At 68.8% G+C, this 17,182-nt stretch carries 20 protein-coding genes and 1 pseudogene; 11 read left to right on the forward strand and 10 right to left on the reverse strand.

The genetic code is table 11. The annotated features are described in order from the left end of the window. The 7 genes and pseudogenes from GKO32_RS37870 to GKO32_RS03765 form a co-directional block, all read left to right on the forward strand. Positions 1–424, forward strand: a pseudogene (locus GKO32_RS37870) (hypothetical protein); the annotation flags it as partial. 62 nt (positions 425–486) lie between these two features. After that, positions 487–1,095 carry a dihydrofolate reductase family protein gene (locus GKO32_RS03740; protein ID WP_154755355.1) on the forward strand — a complete coding sequence of 203 codons (609 nt, stop codon included), beginning with the start codon at positions 487–489 and terminating at the stop codon, positions 1,093–1,095. Between the two features lie 59 nt (positions 1,096–1,154). After that, positions 1,155–2,876, forward strand: coding sequence for an MOSC domain-containing protein (locus GKO32_RS03745; protein ID WP_154755356.1), 1,722 nt, complete (start codon positions 1,155–1,157; stop codon positions 2,874–2,876). A 10-nt stretch (positions 2,877–2,886) separates the two neighbouring features. Then, complete coding sequence (locus GKO32_RS03750) at positions 2,887–3,717, forward strand: nuclear transport factor 2 family protein (protein WP_154755357.1); 831 nt, start codon at positions 2,887–2,889, stop codon at positions 3,715–3,717. 104 nt (positions 3,718–3,821) lie between these two features. Then, positions 3,822–4,421 (forward strand): VOC family protein, encoded by a 600-nt coding sequence (locus GKO32_RS03755; RefSeq protein ID WP_154755358.1) that lies wholly within the window; start codon positions 3,822–3,824, stop codon positions 4,419–4,421. Then, complete coding sequence (locus GKO32_RS03760) at positions 4,418–5,761, forward strand: dihydrolipoyl dehydrogenase family protein (RefSeq protein WP_154755359.1); 1,344 nt, start codon at positions 4,418–4,420, stop codon at positions 5,759–5,761. The genes GKO32_RS03755 and GKO32_RS03760 overlap by 4 nt, the downstream gene beginning before the upstream one ends. After that, the gene (locus tag GKO32_RS03765) at positions 5,758–6,510 is read left to right on the forward strand and encodes an SDR family oxidoreductase (protein ID WP_154755360.1); all 753 of its coding nucleotides are present in this window, start codon (positions 5,758–5,760) and stop codon (positions 6,508–6,510) included. The genes GKO32_RS03760 and GKO32_RS03765 overlap by 4 nt, the downstream gene beginning before the upstream one ends. A gap of 48 nt (positions 6,511–6,558) precedes the next feature. Here the strand turns inward: GKO32_RS03765 and GKO32_RS03770 are convergent, their stop codons facing one another. From GKO32_RS03770 to GKO32_RS03785, 4 genes are all read right to left on the reverse strand, one after another. Further along, positions 6,559–7,245 carry an SDR family NAD(P)-dependent oxidoreductase gene (locus GKO32_RS03770; RefSeq protein ID WP_154755361.1) on the reverse strand — a complete coding sequence of 229 codons (687 nt, stop codon included), beginning with the start codon at positions 7,243–7,245 and terminating at the stop codon, positions 6,559–6,561. A 21-nt stretch (positions 7,246–7,266) separates the two neighbouring features. Continuing rightward, positions 7,267–7,659: an ester cyclase gene (locus GKO32_RS03775; protein ID WP_154755362.1), complete on the reverse strand. Its 393-nt coding sequence runs from the start codon at positions 7,657–7,659 to the stop codon at positions 7,267–7,269. A gap of 113 nt (positions 7,660–7,772) precedes the next feature. Beyond that, entirely contained in the window at positions 7,773–8,381 is a 609-nt protein-coding gene (locus GKO32_RS03780; protein WP_312867470.1) for a TetR/AcrR family transcriptional regulator, read from the reverse strand. Positions 8,382–8,571: 190 nt separating this feature from the next. Further along, positions 8,572–9,552, reverse strand: a complete 981-nt coding sequence (locus GKO32_RS03785) for a helix-turn-helix transcriptional regulator (protein WP_154755363.1) — start codon at positions 9,550–9,552, stop codon at positions 8,572–8,574. On the opposite strand from GKO32_RS03785, the gene GKO32_RS03790 reads away from it, so the two are divergent. Together GKO32_RS03790 and GKO32_RS03795 are read left to right on the forward strand one after the other, a co-directional pair. Then, entirely contained in the window at positions 9,551–9,865 is a 315-nt protein-coding gene (locus tag GKO32_RS03790; RefSeq protein WP_154755364.1) for a hypothetical protein, read from the forward strand. The two genes, GKO32_RS03785 and GKO32_RS03790, sit on opposite strands and share 2 nt — an antisense overlap. A gap of 200 nt (positions 9,866–10,065) precedes the next feature. Beyond that, positions 10,066–10,902, forward strand: a complete 837-nt coding sequence (locus GKO32_RS03795; RefSeq protein ID WP_166459361.1) for a class I SAM-dependent methyltransferase — start codon at positions 10,066–10,068, stop codon at positions 10,900–10,902. Here GKO32_RS03795 and GKO32_RS03800 read toward each other — a convergent pair whose 3' ends face one another. Beyond that, on the reverse strand, positions 10,903–11,532 hold the full coding sequence (locus GKO32_RS03800; protein ID WP_166459362.1) for a TetR/AcrR family transcriptional regulator: 630 nt from the start codon (positions 11,530–11,532) through the stop codon (positions 10,903–10,905). 54 nt (positions 11,533–11,586) lie between these two features. On the opposite strand from GKO32_RS03800, the gene GKO32_RS03805 reads away from it, so the two are divergent. Further along, positions 11,587–12,090, forward strand: a complete 504-nt coding sequence (locus tag GKO32_RS03805; RefSeq protein ID WP_246243138.1) for a VOC family protein — start codon at positions 11,587–11,589, stop codon at positions 12,088–12,090. Here GKO32_RS03805 and GKO32_RS03810 read toward each other — a convergent pair. The 4 genes from GKO32_RS03810 to GKO32_RS03825 are packed head-to-tail and all read right to left on the reverse strand — an operon-like array spanning position 12,087 to position 15,892. After that, positions 12,087–13,607: an aldehyde dehydrogenase (NADP(+)) gene (locus GKO32_RS03810; RefSeq protein ID WP_154755367.1), complete on the reverse strand. Its 1,521-nt coding sequence runs from the start codon at positions 13,605–13,607 to the stop codon at positions 12,087–12,089. The genes GKO32_RS03805 and GKO32_RS03810 overlap by 4 nt on opposite strands. A 21-nt stretch (positions 13,608–13,628) precedes the next feature. Continuing rightward, entirely contained in the window at positions 13,629–14,024 is a 396-nt protein-coding gene (locus GKO32_RS03815; protein WP_154755368.1) for a cupin domain-containing protein, read from the reverse strand. Positions 14,025–14,075: 51 nt separating this feature from the next. Beyond that, entirely contained in the window at positions 14,076–14,972 is an 897-nt protein-coding gene (locus GKO32_RS03820) for a hypothetical protein (RefSeq protein ID WP_154755369.1), read from the reverse strand. Between the two features lie 32 nt (positions 14,973–15,004). Then, positions 15,005–15,892 carry a hypothetical protein gene (locus GKO32_RS03825; protein WP_154755370.1) on the reverse strand — a complete coding sequence of 296 codons (888 nt, stop codon included), beginning with the start codon at positions 15,890–15,892 and terminating at the stop codon, positions 15,005–15,007. Between the two features lie 131 nt (positions 15,893–16,023). On the opposite strand from GKO32_RS03825, the gene GKO32_RS03830 reads away from it, so the two are divergent. Further along, positions 16,024–16,503, forward strand: coding sequence for a MarR family winged helix-turn-helix transcriptional regulator (locus tag GKO32_RS03830; protein ID WP_154755371.1), 480 nt, complete (start codon positions 16,024–16,026; stop codon positions 16,501–16,503). Positions 16,504–16,513: 10 nt separating this feature from the next. Here the strand turns inward: GKO32_RS03830 and GKO32_RS03835 are convergent, their stop codons facing one another. Next, positions 16,514–17,077: an isochorismatase family protein gene (locus GKO32_RS03835; RefSeq protein WP_154755372.1), complete on the reverse strand. Its 564-nt coding sequence runs from the start codon at positions 17,075–17,077 to the stop codon at positions 16,514–16,516. Positions 17,078–17,182 lie beyond the last annotated feature (105 nt).

A 17,182-nucleotide genomic window follows, 5' to 3' on the forward strand; every position in this document is an offset into this window, starting at 1 on the left:
GCCGCGTGCGCCGTGGACGCCGGGGAGTGCGGCGGCGCCGGTGGCAGGGCCGCCGACGGGTGATCTCGGGACGGACAACTCGTTTCAGCGGTGGCTCGATGAGATGAGCGTGCCGTGGTGGCCGTCGCTGGTGGTGGTGGCGGGCCTGGCCGCCGGGGTGGTGGCGGTGGTGCGCCGCCGTTCCTCGATGGCGCGCTACGGCCTGGTGCCGGCCGTGGCCGCGGTGGGCGCGCTCGGGATCGTGATCATGGCTGTGCTGGGGGACGGGTTCTTCGAGATCGCCAAGCACGTGTGGCTGGCCGCGTATCTGCTCGACGTCACGACGCTTTCCCTCTGCGTCTTGATGGCTGCCGCGCTCATGCAAGGGGCACGCACGCAACGACGGAAACCCAGCGCCGCGCCTGCACGGGCGCCGCAACGATGAGTCTGCCCGCGCCCGCCGGTCTACCTCCTGACCGATACAACCAACTCATCCGGGAGTACGGCATGGGCCTCATCGACATCGAGCTGTTCGCCACCCTCGACCTCGTCGGGCAGGCGCCCGGCGGTCCCGAGGAGGACCCGGCGGGGTTCCCGTTCGGCGGCTGGCAGGCGCCCCTGCTGGACGAGGTCGCCGGGGCGCAGGTCGGTGCCGCGTACGAGGGCACGGACGCCCTCCTGCTCGGCCGCCGGACCTATGACATCTTCGCCGCCTACTGGCCGCACCAGAAGGACGGCGAGATCGCCACGCTCTTCAACGGCGTCCCGAAATATGTGGCCTCCCGCGGCAAGCCCGACCTCTCCTGGGCCGGGTCCACGCAGCTCGGCCCCGATCTGGCCGGCGCGGTGCGGGAAATCCGGGACCGCCACGAACACGTGAAGGTCGTCGGGAGCCTGAATCTCGTGCAGACCCTCCTGCGCGAAAAACTCTTCGACCGCCTCGACCTCTGGCTGTACCCGATCGTGCTCGGCGTCGGGAAGCAGGTGTTCGACGGTGGTGCGGTGCCCACGAACCTCACCCTCCTCGAACCGCCGGCCGCCGGTCCGAAGGGCGCCGTGTACTTGCGTTACGGGCTCGCCGATGGCACGCCCGCGACGGGGGACATGAGCGCTTGACGAGCCGCGCCTCACCGTCTGAGGTGGGGAGGACCACCACGATGACGGGGAGGCGCGCCATGGCCAAGCTTCTGTCGCTGAACGTCGGCCGGCCCCGCGATGTGGCGTGGAAGGGCCGCGTCGTGCACACCGGCATCTGGAAGAGCCCGACGACGCGCCCGGTGATGGCTCGCCGGCTGAACCTCGACGGCGACGGACAGGGCGACCTCGCCGGGCACGGCGGGGAGCAACGGGCTGTGATGGTGTATCAGGCCGAGTCGTATGAATACTGGGCTCGGCAGCTCGACCGGACGGACCTGACGTACGGCATTTTCGGCGAGAACTTCACCGTGGACGGGCTGCCGGACGATCAGGTGTGCATCGGTGACCGCTACCGCATCGGTGACGCCGAGTTCGAGGTGACCCAGCCCCGGACCACATGTTACCGCGTCGGGCTGCGTCTCGGCGAGCCGCGGATGGCCTCGCTGCTGGTCGCCCACCACCGCCCCGGTTTCTACTTCCGGGTCCGGCAGGAGGGGCTCGTGCGGGCGGGCGACGACATCGTCAAGCTCGGCACCGGACCGGAACAGATCACGGTGGCATCGGCCGATGCGTTGCTGTATCTGCCCGGTGGCGACACCGAGACGATGCGTCGCGCGCTGAACGTGCCGGCGCTCAGTCCCGGCTGGCGCGACTCGTTCCGTGAGCTGGTCGACCAGGCCGGCCACCCACGCCGGGAACCGGCGCCGCGGCCGGCCTGGGACGGGTTCCGGCGCATGCGTGTTGCGGAGCTGGTGCACGAAACCGAACTCGTCACGTCGGTCTCCCTGCGGCCGGCCGATGGCGGCGCGCTGCCGGTACCCCGGCCGGGGCAGTACCTGACCGTGCGGTTACCCGCCGCCGGTGAGCCGGCTCCGGTGCGCAGCTATTCGCTGTCGGCATCGGCCCTGGACGGTTACCGGATCAGCGTCAAGCGCGAGCGCCATGGCCGGGCCAGCGGGTATATCGGCACGGCGCTGGCCGTCGGTGACGAGCTCGATGTCGCGGCCCCGCGCGGCGAATTCGTGCTCGGCGACGGTGACGAGCCCGTTGTCCTGCTGTCGGCCGGTATCGGGGTGACGCCGGTGCTCGCGATGCTGCGTTCGCTGGCCGCACAGCGCAGCACGCGTGCGGTGTGGTGGCTGCACACGACGAACCGGCCGGCCACGCATGCCCTGGCCGCCGAGGCCGCCCGGCTCATCCGTTCCTTACCGGACGCGCACAGCCACATCTTCTACACGGCCGATACCGCGGAGACGTCCGAAGCCGGTGTCACCCACGGCCGGCTGGATCGGGACGCGCTCGCCGCGCTCGGCCTGCCGACTGATGCCAGCGTCTACCTGTGCGGGCCGTCCGGTTTCATGGACGCGATGACGGCGGTGCTCGGGGCCCTGGGCATCGCCCCGGGCCGCATTCACACCGAGATGTTCGCGTCGTTGTCGGCGATCAACCCTGGTGTCGTGGCCGACGGCCGGCCGGCCCCGCATACCCCCGCCACCGCCGGTACCGGGCCCATGATCACCTTCGCCCGCGCCGCCCTCACCACCGCGTTCGACGTGGACTTGGCCAGTTTGCTCGAGATGGCCGAGGCCTGCGACGTGCCGACGCGGTGGTCGTGCCGCACGGGGGTCTGCCAGACCTGCTCGACGCCGCTGTTGTCGGGGACGGTGAGTTACTCACCGGACCCGCTCGACGATCCGGCGGCCGGTCACGTATTGCTGTGTTGCGCGCGCCCTGAGACGGACGTCGTCCTCGACCTCTGAGGATATCGGGATGCCGTGGTTTCCGGATTTCGTCACTGCCGTCGAGCTGGCGCGCCGCCAGACCCGTTCCGCGGGCTTGGCGGATCCGGTGGCGCAGTACTTCGCCGCGCTGGAGCACGGTGATCTCGACGCGCTCGAAACGGTCTGGCCCGGCGAGGTCGTCGTGCACGATCCCCGTGCCGGCGAGGTCCGCGGACATAGGCAGCTGCGGCGATTCGTCCTGCGGAACCGGGCCTGGCTGTCCGAGCGGCACGCGCGGATCGAGACGGTGGCGGCGACGCGCAGCGGTGGACGGGCCGTAGTCGAGTTGCTGGCCCACTTGGCCGGCGACGACGGGCGCGAAGTCGCGTGGCCGGTCGCGGTCGTCGCCGAATCCGCCGATGACCGGTCCGTGGTGTTCCGGACATACTGCAGCCAGTGGCCCGTCGACGGACGACGCCACGTCCGGCCGCCGATACTCGAGCCCGTCGACGACGGCCGGGATGACGTCGTCGGCCGCTACCACGCCGCGCTCGCCGCCGGCGACACCGCGGCCATCGTCGCGACATTCGAGCCGGACGGATACTTCCGCGAACCCATCGGCCCGCACTACACCCACCGCGGCACCAGCGAGCTGCGGTCGTTCTTCACCCGGGCCTTCAGCGAGGGCGGCATCGGACTCCAGCCGTGCGCCCGCACCGACGACGACGTGCGCACCGCCGTGGAATACAACTGCGTCAGCTGGGGCAGGCACGATCTGCCGCCGCAGGCGGGGATCTGCGTCTTCGAGCATCGCCAGAACGGGTTGCTGGCCGCGGTCCGTGTATACGACGACGTCGAAGCGCCGGTCTCACGCTCCTGAGCTATGGACTTCGGGGCCGCCCGGCGCGACGCTGGAGGGCCGTACCAGCGCCGGCGGCCCGGTCGCGGCCTCGGCACGACAGCAGAGGAGCCACGGTCGTGGACATGAAGCTCGAGGTTGTCGTCATCCCGGTAGCCGCCGTCGACCGGGCCAAGGACTTCTACCAGGCACTCGGGTGGCGCGAGGACGCCGACTTCGCCACTGGCCCGGACTTCCGGGTCGTGCAGCTGACGCCACCCGGCTCGCCGTGCTCGGTCATCTTCGGCACCGGACTCACCTCCGCCACGCCCGGCTCGGTCGAGGGCCTGCAGCTGGTGGTGGACGATATCGAGGCGGCAAGGACCGAGCTGGCGGGCGGTGGCGCCGACGTCAGCGAGGTCTTCCACGACGCGGGCGGGATCTTCCATCACGCGGGCACGAGTGAGCGGGTGCCCGGTCCGGGCGCGGACCGGCAGAGCTACGGTTCGTGGCTCTCCTTTGCTGATCCCGACGGCAATACGTGGTTCGTCCAAGAGGTGACCGAGCGCCTGCCCGGCCGGGTGACCGGAGCCGCGTACGACTCCGCCGCCGGCCTGGCCGCGGCGCTGCGGCGCGCGGAGGCCGCGCATGGGAAGTACGAGGAGGAGACCGGGCAGGCCGATCCCGATTGGCCGGACTGGTACGCGCAGTACATGGTGGACGAGCGGAATGCGCAGAACCCATGAGCCGCAACGATTACGACGTGATCGTCCTCGGCGCGGGATCGCCGGGTGAGCACTGCGCGGGTGAACTCGCGGACGGTGGTCTGCGGGTGGCGGTGATCGAGCGGGAACTGGTCGGCGGCGAGTGCTCGTACTGGGCTTGCATCCCGTCGAAGTCGCTGCTGCGACCCGGTGAGGCGGTGCACCAGGCCCGCGAGGCCGGGGCGAGCGCCGACGTCGACGTCGCCGGTGCGCTGGCCTGGCGGGACTTCATGGTCTCGAACCACACGGACGCCGGCCAGCAGAAGTGGTTGGCGAGCAAGGGCATCGACCTGATCCGCGGCACCGGACGGCTGGCCGGGCCCGGAGTGGTCGAGGTCGACGGGGTGCGCCGCACCGCCGAGCACATCGTGCTGGCGAACGGCGCGGACCCGGTGGTCCCGCCGGTGCCGGGCCTGCCGGAACTCGACGGCATCTGGACCAACCGTGAAGCGACCGCCATGACGGCCGTCCCGCGCCGGCTGCTCGTCCTCGGCGGCGGCCCGGTCGGCGTCGAAATGGCGCAGGCCGTGCGGCGCCTCGGCGGTGCCGTGGTCCTGGTGGAGTCGGCCCCGCGCGTGCTGGCACGCGAGCCGGCCGCGCTGGGCGAGGCGCTCGGTGAGGTGCTGCGGCGGGACGGCGTCGAGCTCCAGCTCGGCGTGCACACCACCGCGGCGCGGCGGGACGGAGCCGGCTATGTGCTGGTTCTCGACGACGGCCGCGAACTACGCGGCGACCGGATCCTGGTCGCCACCGGCCGGCGCCCGCGGGTCGCCGGAGTGGGGCTCGAGACGACCGATGCGACGTTCGACGAGCACGGCGTCCGGGTGGACGGGCAGCTGCGGGCAGGGGACCGGCTGTGGGCCATCGGTGATGTGACCGGGGTGCGCCCGCTCACCCACGTCGGCAAATACCAGGGCGAGGTCGCGGCGGCGAACATCCTCGGCGAGACGCGCGAGGCCGGCTACGAAGCCATCCCGAACGTGGTCTATACCGATCCGCAAGCGGCGTCGGTGGGCGCCACGGAAGGCCGGTTCAGTGCGACGGTGCGGTTGGCCGAGGTGGCGAAGACGGCCACCTATACGCACGCCTACGCCGAGTCGACCGGCTTCCTGACCCTGGTCAGCGACGGCGAACGGCTGACCGGCGCCTGCGCGCTGGGCCCTGAGGCGGGGGAGTGGCTGCAGCAGGCCACGCTGGCAATCCGCGCTCAGGTGCCGCTGGAGGTGCTGCGTGATGTCATCCAGCCATTCCCGACGTTTTCCGAGATCTTCGTCGGAGCATTGAAGGCACTTCGCGGTGAGCTCGAGGGAGCCAGAACATGAGCGCCCCGACCGGTTTGCGTGAACCCGCACTGTCCGGCCAGACCGTTGTCGTGATCGGCGGCAGTGCGGGTATCGGACTCGAAACCGCCCGCCTGGCTCAGACCGAAGGGGCCGGCGTGATCATCACCGGGCGCGATCCCGATCGCCTCGACCGGACGGCCGCCGAACTCGGCGCGCAGCGCGGTGCTGCCTTTGACGCAACGGATCCGCTCGCGCTCGGGCGGTTCTTCGACGAGCTGCCCGCACCGATCGACCACGTGCTGGTGACGGCGGGCCGGCCATACTACGGCCGGCTGGCCGACATGGATGTGGAGGCGGCGCGGCGCTCGCTGGACGAGCATCTGTGGTTGCCCATCCACGTGGCCCGGCTGGCCGTCGGCACGGTGCGTCCCGGCGGCACCCTGGTGTTCCTCAGCGGTACCGGCGCCCGCCGGCCTGGTCTGGGCCTTTCCGTCATCGCGGCGGGCACCGCGGCGATGCCTGCGCTGGTCGCCAACCTCGCGCTCGAAGTGGCGCCCATCCGGGTCAACCTCATCGCACCGGGTTTCGTCGACACGCCCTTGTCGGCGGAGCTGCTCGGTGGCGAGTTGGACGCACGCCGGGACCAGCTGCGCGCCACGCTGCCCATCCGCCGCGTGGTCGGCCCGGCTGACGTCGCCGCACTGGCCGTGCACCTCATGACCAACACCGCACTGACCGGCGCCACCTACGACATCGACGGCGGCCAGCAACTGGTCACGGGCACGTAAAACGGTGGGGGCAGCACGAACCGCGCTGCCCCCACCGCTCCTCAGCGATTACCAGGGAAGTTCCCCGTTTTCGTCTTGGAAGGTTCCGGTCGGGCCGTCCGCGTCGAGGGTTGCCAGGCGCACGATGACTTCGGCGCTCTCTGCCGGGGACCGTCCGATTCCGAAGGCCGCGGTCATATCGGTGGCGGTGGTGCCGGGCTCGACGGCGTTGAATTTGATGCCCGGCTGGGACTTCGCGTACTGGACCGTCAGCATGGTCGCCGCCGATTTGGACGCCGAATAGAGCGCGAGCGGGAGGTTGAACTCCGGCCGCTCGGGGTTGGTCACCGCCCAGAATGACCCGGCGCTGCTGGAAACCGTGACGACGGCCGGGTTCGAGGACTTGCGCAGCAAGGGAAGCGCCGCCTCCGTGACGCGCACGATGCCGACCGCATTGGTGTCGAACACTCGCAAGGCCGTCGGACCGTCGGCGACGACGTCCCCGAGGATGCCCGCGTTGTTCACCAGCACGTCGAGCCGGCCCTCGGCCGAATCGATCGTTGCCAGCGCGCTGCTCACCGACGCGTCGTCGGTCACATCGAGCTGCACGAACCGTGCGCCGAGCTCGGCCGCGGCCTTTTCGCCTCGTTCGGCGTCACGCGCACCGATGTAGACGACGTGCCCCAGTTGCAGAAGCTGTTTGGCCGTCTCGAAACCGATGCCCTTGTTGGCCCCGGTGATCAATGTGATGGTCATGTGTCTCCCTCTCGAATGGTGTCAGCGGGTCAGCTGCCGGAGTAGTTCGCCGGCGTCGTGCAGGGCGGTCATGTGCACGAACCGCCCGTTGCGGACCTGATAGATGGCGAACTCGACGATCTCGAAGGAGGCGCCGCTGGGAGGCACACCGAGCCACTCCTTCACCGGAGTACCCGTGTTGATCAGTCGCGCGGCCAGCCGGTCACCGTCGAAGAGGAGTTCCTTGAGCTCCCAGTGGAGGTCCGGAACCGCGTCCACGTCGGCCTTCTGCACCGCGATGAGGTCGTCCCGGGTGGCCGGTTCACCGTTCAACGTGGTCCGCTCGTCGATGAACTCGTCCATCTGATCGAACTTGTGGGCGTTGAGCTGCTCGAGGTAGCGCAGGTAAAACCCGCGCAGCTCATTGTCGGACATCAGATACCCCTTCTGTAGGGCAGCCGTCGAGTTCTGCATCGATCGATGCAGAACTCGACCGTAGCACGTTCTGCATCGATCGCTACAAAAGGGTGACGCGGCGGCGGAGAACCTCAGCAGAGCGGCCAGCTGCGCAGCGCGGCGTCGGCCATTTCCTGGAGTTCGTCGCGGCTGACGCCGCCGGCGGCTGCCACGGCGATGCCGGAGGTCAGCGAAGTGACGTAGCGCGCAAGCAGTGCCGGGTTGGCCTCCGGGGGCAGGTCGCCCTCGTCAACGGCTCGTTCGAACCGCTCCCGGATAGCGGAGTAACCGTTGTTGCGCCAGGCGATGAGGAGGTCGCGGACTCCGCGCCCGGAGTCGCTGGTGGCCAGTGCGCCGTGCACGCCCAGGCAGCCGTGGGGCTGTTCCGGGCGTGTGGTGGTCCGAACGGTGCCCGCCACGATGGCGGTGGCGACGCCGAGCGCGGTCGGCTCTTCCAGTGCCCGGGCCAGATAGGCGCTCGGGCCTTCGGTGTAGCGCTCGAGGGCCTTGCGGAACAGTTCTTCCTTGTTGCCGAAGGTCGCGTACATGCTGGTGGTGGAGATGCCCATCGCGTCGGTCAGGGTGGCCAGGCTGGCCCCCTCGTAGCCCTGTTCCCAGAAGACCAGCAGGGCGCGCTCGAGAGCTTCGTCGACGTCGAATTCTCGGGGCCGGCCGGTCCGGCGGCGTTGTTTGGTCTCCACGGCCGGCAGTCTACCCGTTCTGTAGCGATCGATGCGGAACGTGCTACGGTCGAATTCTGCGGCACCGCTGCCCAACTACATGATCTGGCGCGACGGCCATATCCCGGTCATCGACTCGGGGAGAAGACCGTTTACGAGCTACGTCAGGAACACCTTCGGCGATCGAACTCGTCAGACGACGCGCGACCGATCATCCTGACGTGAGGTCTCCGATTCCGGGCCGGCGGTCGGTCGCGGCGTTGGCGTAGCGGCGGGCCAGATGTGCGAAGGCCTCTTTCAGTTCGGCCGGCCCGACGACTTCGATATCGGCGTCGAATCTGCCGATGCTGGCGGCCAAGGCGGGCCACGACCAGGAGCCCAAGCCGACCCGGCAGCGGTCCGGGCCGAGTTCCTCGACGATCCCGTCGCGGACGAACGGCGACACCTCGGCGGCGGGCAAGTCGAGGATCACTTCACCGCGGCAGGGCCAGCCGCCGGAGCCGTCGGAGCCCGAGAACCGGTCGATGACGAAGGTGGCCACGCTCCCTCCGGGCAGTTCGCGCGGGGTGAAGCGGGGTCCGGTGGGGATGCGCGGGGTGATCCGGTCGGCGCGGAAGGTGCGCCAGTCGTCGCGGTCAAGGTCCCAGGCGACGAGGTACCAGCGACCGCCCCATGTGACGAGATGGTGCGGCTCCACCCTGCGTGGTGCGGCCGCGGTGGCGTAGTCGAAGCGCAGCACCTCGCAGGCGTGGACGGCGCCACTGATCGCCAGCAGCACACCACTGTCGAGCGGCGGCCCCGGGGACCGTTCGACGGCGGTGAGCTGGAGGGTGTCGATGCGGTGGCGCAGTCGTGGGGGCATGACCTGCCGGATGGTGGTCAGCGCCCGGGCCGCGGCCTCCTCGATGCCGGCGCCGGTGGTGGTGGCGATCCGGAGTGCCACGGTCAGGGCGATGGCCTGCTCGTCGTCGAACAGCAACGGAGGAAGTTGCGTGCCGGCGCCCAGCCGGTACCCGCCGTCCGGGCCTTTCGTGGTCACGATGGGATAGCCGAGCTCGCGAAGGCGATCGACGTCGCGGCGCACCGTGCGAGGGCTGACCTCCAGTCGCTCCGCCAGCAGCTGCCCCGGCCAGTCGCGGCGTGCCTGCAACAGCGAGAGCAGCGCCAGCAGTCGCGCTGAGGTTTTTGGCATGTTCCTGATTGTGCCCGAAGAAGAGGCCATTCCCTGGCCGCTTCGGCTGCGACCGTTGCCGTCATCACCGATGAGGACGTGGCGCCGAGGAGATGAGGGCGCTCCCGTATTGCCATCGTTGCGACAAGAAGAACACCGGGGTTGGGACGCGCAGCTGCGCACGGTGGAGTACGTGCTATTTCTGCAATTCAAGCGGGCTGATTACGTCAGCCGTCGGCACCCGTCTTCACCGCGGTTCCATCGCCAAAATGACTTCGACAGCACATACGTCGACGGGACTGTGCTCGACAAATCCGTCCTCGTGCCCGAGTGAGTTCGGAGAAAAGTCGGGCGGCATCTCGGTCGAGGCCATATCTCGACCGTCAACCGGAGGCGCCAATCGAGCGACGTATCCACCGATCACTGTTCCTGACGAAAGTGAAGGCAGTCCGGACACAAGCCAGGATCCAGCTCGTGGCAATGGCGCATAAGAACGGGTAGCGTGCGATCCCACCAATGCTGAGGGGAGGGCCGATGGCGAGTGGGGATGAGATCCGGGACGCTCAGCGAGCGACGTGGGCCGGGCTTGCCGCGGGCTGGGAAAAATGGGACGCGGTCATCATGGATCAGCTGGCCCCGGTCGGCGCTGCGATGATCGAGCGGCTCGACATCGCTGACGATCAACGGCATCTCGACATCGCCGCGGGCACGGGGGAACCTGGGCTGACCGTCGCCAAGCTCGCGCCCAGCGGGCACGTCGTGCTGACCGATCTTGCGGCCGAAATGCTCGATATCGCGACCCGACGGGCGATCGCGCGAGGGATCACCAATTTCGAGACCACCGTGTGCAGCGCCGACGACCTGCCATTCGGTGACGCGACATTCGACAGTATTTCCGTCCGGTTTGGATACATGTTCTTTCCCGACCTCGCCAAAGCGACCACCGAGTTCGCGCGGGTGCTCAAGCCGGGCGGACGGCTCTGCTCCTCTGTCTGGGGCAAGCCCGGGGAAAATCCGTGGACGACGATCGCCACGCAGGCCATCGCGAAGGAAACGGCGCCGCCCGACCCGGATAGGCCGAATATTTTCCGGTGCGCTGCCCCTGGATATGTCGGTGCCCTGTACGAAACCGCGGGGCTGCACGACGTCGCCGAGTGGAATGTCGGCGTCGAACTCGTGACCCGGTCGCCCGCGCAGTACTGGCAAATGATCAGCGAGCACGTCGCGCCCGTGGTTTCGGCACTTGCGCAGGTCGGCGAACCGGCGCGGGAGCGGATCGCGGAAGCCGTCATCGCCGAGGCCGGCACCTACGAAGAAGACGGCAAGGTCAGGCTTCCCGGTCTGGCCCGCTGCATCATCGGCACCAAGTGATCACGCGGCGGCGAGGAGATGGCGCAGCGTGGTGGTGAGCCAGCGCCGGTAGTCGCGCGTGGTCCAGCCGGTGGTGCGGCGCAGAAGCAGGTAGGTGTCGGCCTGGCCGGCGAGAGCCACGGTTTCCTGGAGCCACGTCCGGTCGGTGGGCCGGCGGGCCAGGCCGTCGGCGACGGCCTGGCGGACGAAGGTGTGTAGCTGCTCGCGGGTGGCCTGGCGTCCGGCTCGGAACGCCCCCGCCAGCAGGGGTTCGGTGGCCTGTGCTTGCTGGACCACCTCGAACAGGTCCCCTGCGCGCTCCATCACGTCGGCGGTGCCGCGGGCTAGCGCGGCGATGCGCTTCTCGAGGGTCGGGGCGGTGAGCGCCGTCCGGAACCAGTCTCGATGGGCGACGTCCACCGGGTCTGCGTCACCGGCGACGGCGACGTCGGTGACACGCTTCAGCAACGCGGCCTTGGTGCCGAACCGCAGGTAAACGGTGCGATGTCCCACGCCGGCGGTGTCGGCGACCTCGGTCAGGGTGGTCGCGTGGTAGCCGTGGCGGACGAACAGCTCCCGCGCGGCGGCGAGGATCCGTTCTTCGGTCGCCGCCACCCGCGCCTCGTGTGGTCGCTTGACACCTTCGCTCATGCGATGCAGTCTAACTGCATAATTGCAGTCGGACTGCATCAGGTGGGAGTCAGCATGACCATGATCGACGCACCCGTCCTCGACGGCGTCCACCACCTCAAGCTCCCCGTGGCCGACCTCGACCGGACTCAGGCCTGGTACTCCTCGCGCTTGGGGTATCGCCCCGTCATCCGGTTCACGAAGCACGGCCGGGCCACCGGGCTGGTGATGGCACACCCCCACGGCGGCCCGATGCTGGGCTTCGTCCTCGACCCCGAGCGCGCGGCGCGGGCCAGCGGCTTCGACTACTTCTCGATCGGTGTCCCCGACAAGGACGGGATCGACCAGCTTGCCGAGCGCCTCACCACCTTCGGCGAGAGGCACGCCGGCGTCCACTTCGCCACGATCGGCTGGATCCTGCCGGAAACCCACGACCCCGACGGGCACGAAGTGCGCTTCTACACCACCGGCCACCACACCGACCTCACCGGTGACGAGGTGATCGTCGTCGAAGATCCGGTCGGCACCGAGGCTCAGCGCGAAGAAGCCCATCGCGCTCGCGCGAACGGGGACGTTTAGGGATCAGCTCGGAAGGAGTCTCCGGGTTCGTTGACGGTGCGGGGTAATCCCAGCGGGTTGGCGTCCTGGAGTGCGCGGGGCAGCAGCGCGTCGGGCGCGTTCTGGTAGGTGACCGGGCGCAGGAAACGCTCGATTGCCGCCGTACCAACGGATGTGTGCAGCACGGCGGTGGTGGCGGGGTAGGGGCCGCCGTGGTGCTGGGCCGCGGTGACCGCCACCCCGGTCGGCCATTCGTTGAACACGACGCGGCCGCTGCACCGCGCCGCGAGCTGGAGCAGCTCGCTGAGGCGTGCCCGTTCGGACTCCTCCGGCCGGCTCGACGTCTGCACCGTGACCGTCAGGCTTCCTCCGACTGCTTCGAGGATCCCGGCCAGATCATCGTCCACAGTGTACTCCGCGATCACCGCCGAGGGGCCGAAGTTCTCTTCCAGCAACACTTCTCGGTGCTCGTGCAGGTTGTGCACCGACCCGGCGTGGAAGAGGGTCGGGCTGACGGCGGGCACGCCGGACTGATCCGCATGTTCCCGCCCGTTCAGCAGGACCTTGACTCCTGGGACGTTCACCAGTTCGCCGAGCCGTTCGCGGTAGCGCTGCGCGATTCCGGCGGTGAGCATCCGGGCGGGCGGTACGCCGTCGGCGAGTTCGGCCACGTGCTCGGAAAGGTCTGTACCACGTGGCAGCAGGAGCACGCCGGGCTTGGTGCAGAACTGGCCCGCCCCCAGGGTGAACGACGCGACGAAACCCTCGGCGATCTGCTGTCCGCGTTCGTGTGCCGCTTCGGCGGTGACCACCGCCGGGTTGACGCTGCCGAGTTCGCCGTAGAACGGGATCGGCGACTTGCGAGACGAGGCGATGTCGAACAATGCCCGGCCGCCGGCGACGGATCCGGTGAACGCGGCCGCGGTGACGCGGGGGTCTCGCAGTGCCCGCACCCCGGCCTCCTGGCCGGTGATCAGGTCGAAGGTCCCCTCCGGCGCCCCGGTGTGGCGCAGCGCCGAGCGGACGATGTCCGCGGTCAACCGTGAGGTCCCGGGGTGGCCGGGGTGAGCCTTGAGCAGCACCGGGCAGCCCGCGGCGAGCGCGGCGGCGGTGTCCCCGCCGGCGACCGAGAACGCGAACGGGAAGTTGCTCGCCGCGAAAACGAGCACCGGGCCGAGCGGAACGAGCCAGCGCCGCAGATCCGGCTTTGTGCCGAGGGCGAAGCCGGGGTCGCTGCGGTCGATCACGATCCGGAGGTAGGAGCCGTCGCGCAGCACGCCGGCGAACATGCGCAGCTGGACCGTGGTCCGCTTCACTTCGCCGGTGAGCCGGGCCTCGGGGAGACCCGTTTCTGTCATCGCGGCAGCGACGAGGTCCGTGGCGCCGGCGTCGAGTGCGTCGGCGACCGCGTCGAGTGCCTCCGCTCGCGATCGCGGCGCCCACCGCCCCCACTCCGGCGCGGCGGCGCCCGCCGCATCCAGGCGCCGGTCGACCTCCGCGGCCGGCGTGTCCTGGTCCAGCTGGTCCACTGTGGACATTTGAGCTTCCTTTTCAGACACTCAGGCCGGGGCGTCGACCGGGTGGGCGATGGGCTTGCCGGGGTCGGGCAGGGGAGTGTTGAACGAGATCAGCCGGACGTCGTCGGGGCCCTCGTTCCAGTTCCGGTGTGGCACGCCGGGCGGGGTGATCTGGATGCTGCCCGCCGGGACGCGGAATCGCCGGCCGTCTATTTCGAAGATCAGCGTGCCGGACAGGATGTAGAAGATCTGCTCGCCCTCGTGGGTGTGCCAGCCGACCGGCGAACCGGTTCGCGGTGGCAGGATGAAGACATTGATCAGGCAGTTGCGGGCTCCGCTGTCGTGCCCCAGGAGGGTTTGCATGGCCAGCTCGCCGCGTTGGGCCACCGCCTGCAACGCGTCGAAGTCGATGGGGCGGACGTAGGTCGGTTCGGTCATCGCGCTCCTTTGCGCTGGGGCCCGCGGGGCCGCAGCCCCGCGGGCCGGCTGTCAGGTCGTGGCGTAGGCCGGCTCCTCCTCGGCCCTGGGCGCGGGAGGCTCCTTCGAAATCTGGTCCAAAGTGGGCAGTCCGAAGTGGACCAGTTCGGTGGTCTCGTCCGCGGTGAACGAAGCCTGCTCGCCGGTTTCCAGGTACACAGTGGACAACGTTCGATACCCGCTGCCGTCGACGGAACCGTTGCCCGCCAGCACGATGTAGATGCCACGCCCGCTCGCGGTGAAGGTGGCGCCGGGCTGGAGCCGGTAGGTGGCGGCCTTGAGGTGAGCACTGGACAGGACGCCGAGAAGCTTCTCCTCGACTCCCGCGCTGCCCTCGACCGGCTCCCACGAGAACCCCGCCGGGTTCATGAAGATGGGGTTCGGGTACTGCGGTTCGGGATAGCCGATCGGCCGTTGCCGCACATGCTCCCAGATCGCTTCGTAGCTGTCCTGAGTGCGCGGGCCGGGCACGTCCGGGTTGCGCTTGAAAATCCCCTTTTCGAACACACCGAGTTTCTTGAGTTCTTCGAAGGCCGCGCTGTGTTGCTTGGCGTCCAGGAAGCCGGAACCGGCCGGGCCGCCGAACTGGACCGCGATCCGGGTGTGGGGTGTCCCGGACTGGGGCCCGTAGAACGCGCCTTCGGGAACGTAGACGAGCCAGCCCTCCTTGGCGTGGCCGGTCTGGCCGAAGTCGTAGTCGCCTTCGAGCATGTAGTAGAACTGGCAGAAATTGTGGTGGTGGCGGGGCGAATAGATGTCACCGGCCTCGTCGTAGAGAATCCGGAAATTGAAGTTGTCCAGTCGCTCGGGGTCGCCGTGCATGATGATGCTCGTCTTGACCGACTTGCCCTCGCGTCCACGCGGTTGGCGGCTCTGGACGGGCAACTCGTCGATGTGCACGATCCTCATGTGACTTCTCCTTGGTATGACGGAATGCGAGATCAGTCCAGGCGCGGGAATTCGACGACGAAGATTTCCACGGTCCCCTCGGCCGAGATTTCGGCCTTCTCGTCGCGAGGGCTGTAGAGGTAGGTCAGTTCCGGATAGGTACTGTCCTCGACACGGAGCCCCGGATCGGTGGTCCAGGCGATCTGTCCACGCTCGGGTCCGAAGTGGTAGGTGCCGCCGGGGGACAGGCGCACCACCGAAAGCCGGATATCGGCGTGGGGACCGGGGTGATCGAAGAAGCTCCCGAGATGCTTGACCTCCACGCCCGGGGCGGCCTCGTAATAGTCGAACGCCTGCGGGTGCAGGAGAATCGGCGAGTCGTAGCCCTCTTCCGGGACGACGAACTTGTTGCCCGTCAGAGCCGCATATTGTTCTTCGTAAAGTGCCTGACCGCTGTCACGCTCGCGGCGCTCACCGGTATCGGGATCGGTGTCGACGAACACACCCTCGGCGAACGTTCCCTTTTCCTTGAGTCGCTTGATCGCCTCCTCGCGGACATTCGCCCACACGCCGCCGTACTGGTGCTCTCCGTGGAAGCCGAGTTGCAGCAGCAGGCCGACGCCGGTGTCCTTCACCTGCGGCCCGTAGTAGGCGCCACGCGGGAAGTAGGCCATCTCCCGGGCGCGGATGTACTGCCCTGGACCGTAGTTGATCTCGCCGGACTCCGTCCAGCGCAGTTGCTGGAACGCGTGGTGGTGGCGCGGGCTGGTGAAGGCCTTGTCTCCGGGCAGGTACTGACTCCGGAAGAATTTGAAGCTGAGCCCGTCAGGGGCATTGTCGTGAAACAACATCTGACGCAGGACCCCGCCAGGGCGCAACGAACTGTCGGTGCCCTTGTCCTGCGCCTGGGTTGCCACGTCGCGTGCGACGACGACGTCCATTGCGACCTCCCGTCGAATTTATCTCATCGAGTAGTTACCTTAGATAGGTACTTGGGGAAGGTCAAGGGGTCGCGGCCGGCTCGCCGCGAGTACCTACCGGAGATACCTATGTTTCTTGCTAGGCTGAGTGGGTGGCGGGCGAAGAAGTCGAGCGGTTGCTCGGGCAGATCAAGGTGCTGAACCGGCGGTTGCGCCGCGAGCGGTCGGCGGTCGAGGGGCTCTCGACGGCCGCACTGGTGGTCCTCACGGCCGCCACGCGGGCCGACTCGCCGCAGCGTCCCGGCCAGCTGGCCGCCGAGCTGCAAATGACGAGCCCGAACATGGCCGCCGCGCTGCGCATGCTGGAGGACGCGGGCATGATCACCCGCCATCCCGATCCCGGTGACGGGCGCAAGGTGTTCGTGCATGTCACGAAACGAGGCCGGGATGTGGTGGCCAGGACCTCGGCCGGCCGTCATGCCTGGCTGAGCGAGGCGGTCGAGTACGCGCTGACCGACCGGGAGCGCCGCCTGCTGTTTCAGGCCGGCGACCTGATCGAACGCATCGCCGAGTACGACGCGGGCCCGGCCACCCCGCAGCGGGGCCGCCGGGCCGCATCCAATCGGCGCTAGGAGTCACCCGCTAGCGGTTCCGTCCGATCAGTTCGATGATCTCGTCCACCGAACCGGTCTCGCCGAGCTTGCCGAAGATGCGCTCGATGCTGTTGGCATGCGCGGCCGCGTCGATGTCGGTCATCGAATCGGTGGCCAGCACGACGTGGTATCCGTGATCGTGGGCGCCGCGCGCGGTTCCCTCGACACCCACGCTCGTGGCGACGCCGGCGATGATCACCTGCGTCACGCCCCGTCCGGTCAGCTCGGCGTGCAGTCCGGTGTCGTGAAAGGCGTTCCAGCGGTGCTTGGTGATGCGGATGTCGCCGGGCTGGGGATCAAGGCCCTCGGCGACATCGGACCAGCCGGCGGGCCGGTCGCCGGAGGGGTGGCCGGCTTCGGTGCGTCCGGGCGCACCGCCCTCGACGGTCACGAGGGCCACCGGCAGGTCGTGCGCGCGGAACGCCTTGGCCAGGCGCGCGGTCTGCCGGACGACCTCCTCCATCGGATACGGGACCGTCGGGGCTCCCAATAGACCCTGCTGCAGGTCGACCACGACGAGGGCGGGGGTTGAATCGATCGTGCTGACGGGCATCGCTTCGGTCCTTTGTCCACGGTGTGCTGATCTTGCTCTGTCGAGAAGCTACCTTACATAGGCAAAATAGCTCTAGTGCATAACTATCTTGTGAGATATCGTGGC

The sequence above is a fragment of the Amycolatopsis pithecellobii genome (assembly GCF_009707865.1).
In the GTDB taxonomy this organism is placed as follows: Bacteria; Actinomycetota; Actinomycetes; order Mycobacteriales; family Pseudonocardiaceae; genus Amycolatopsis_E; species Amycolatopsis_E pithecellobii.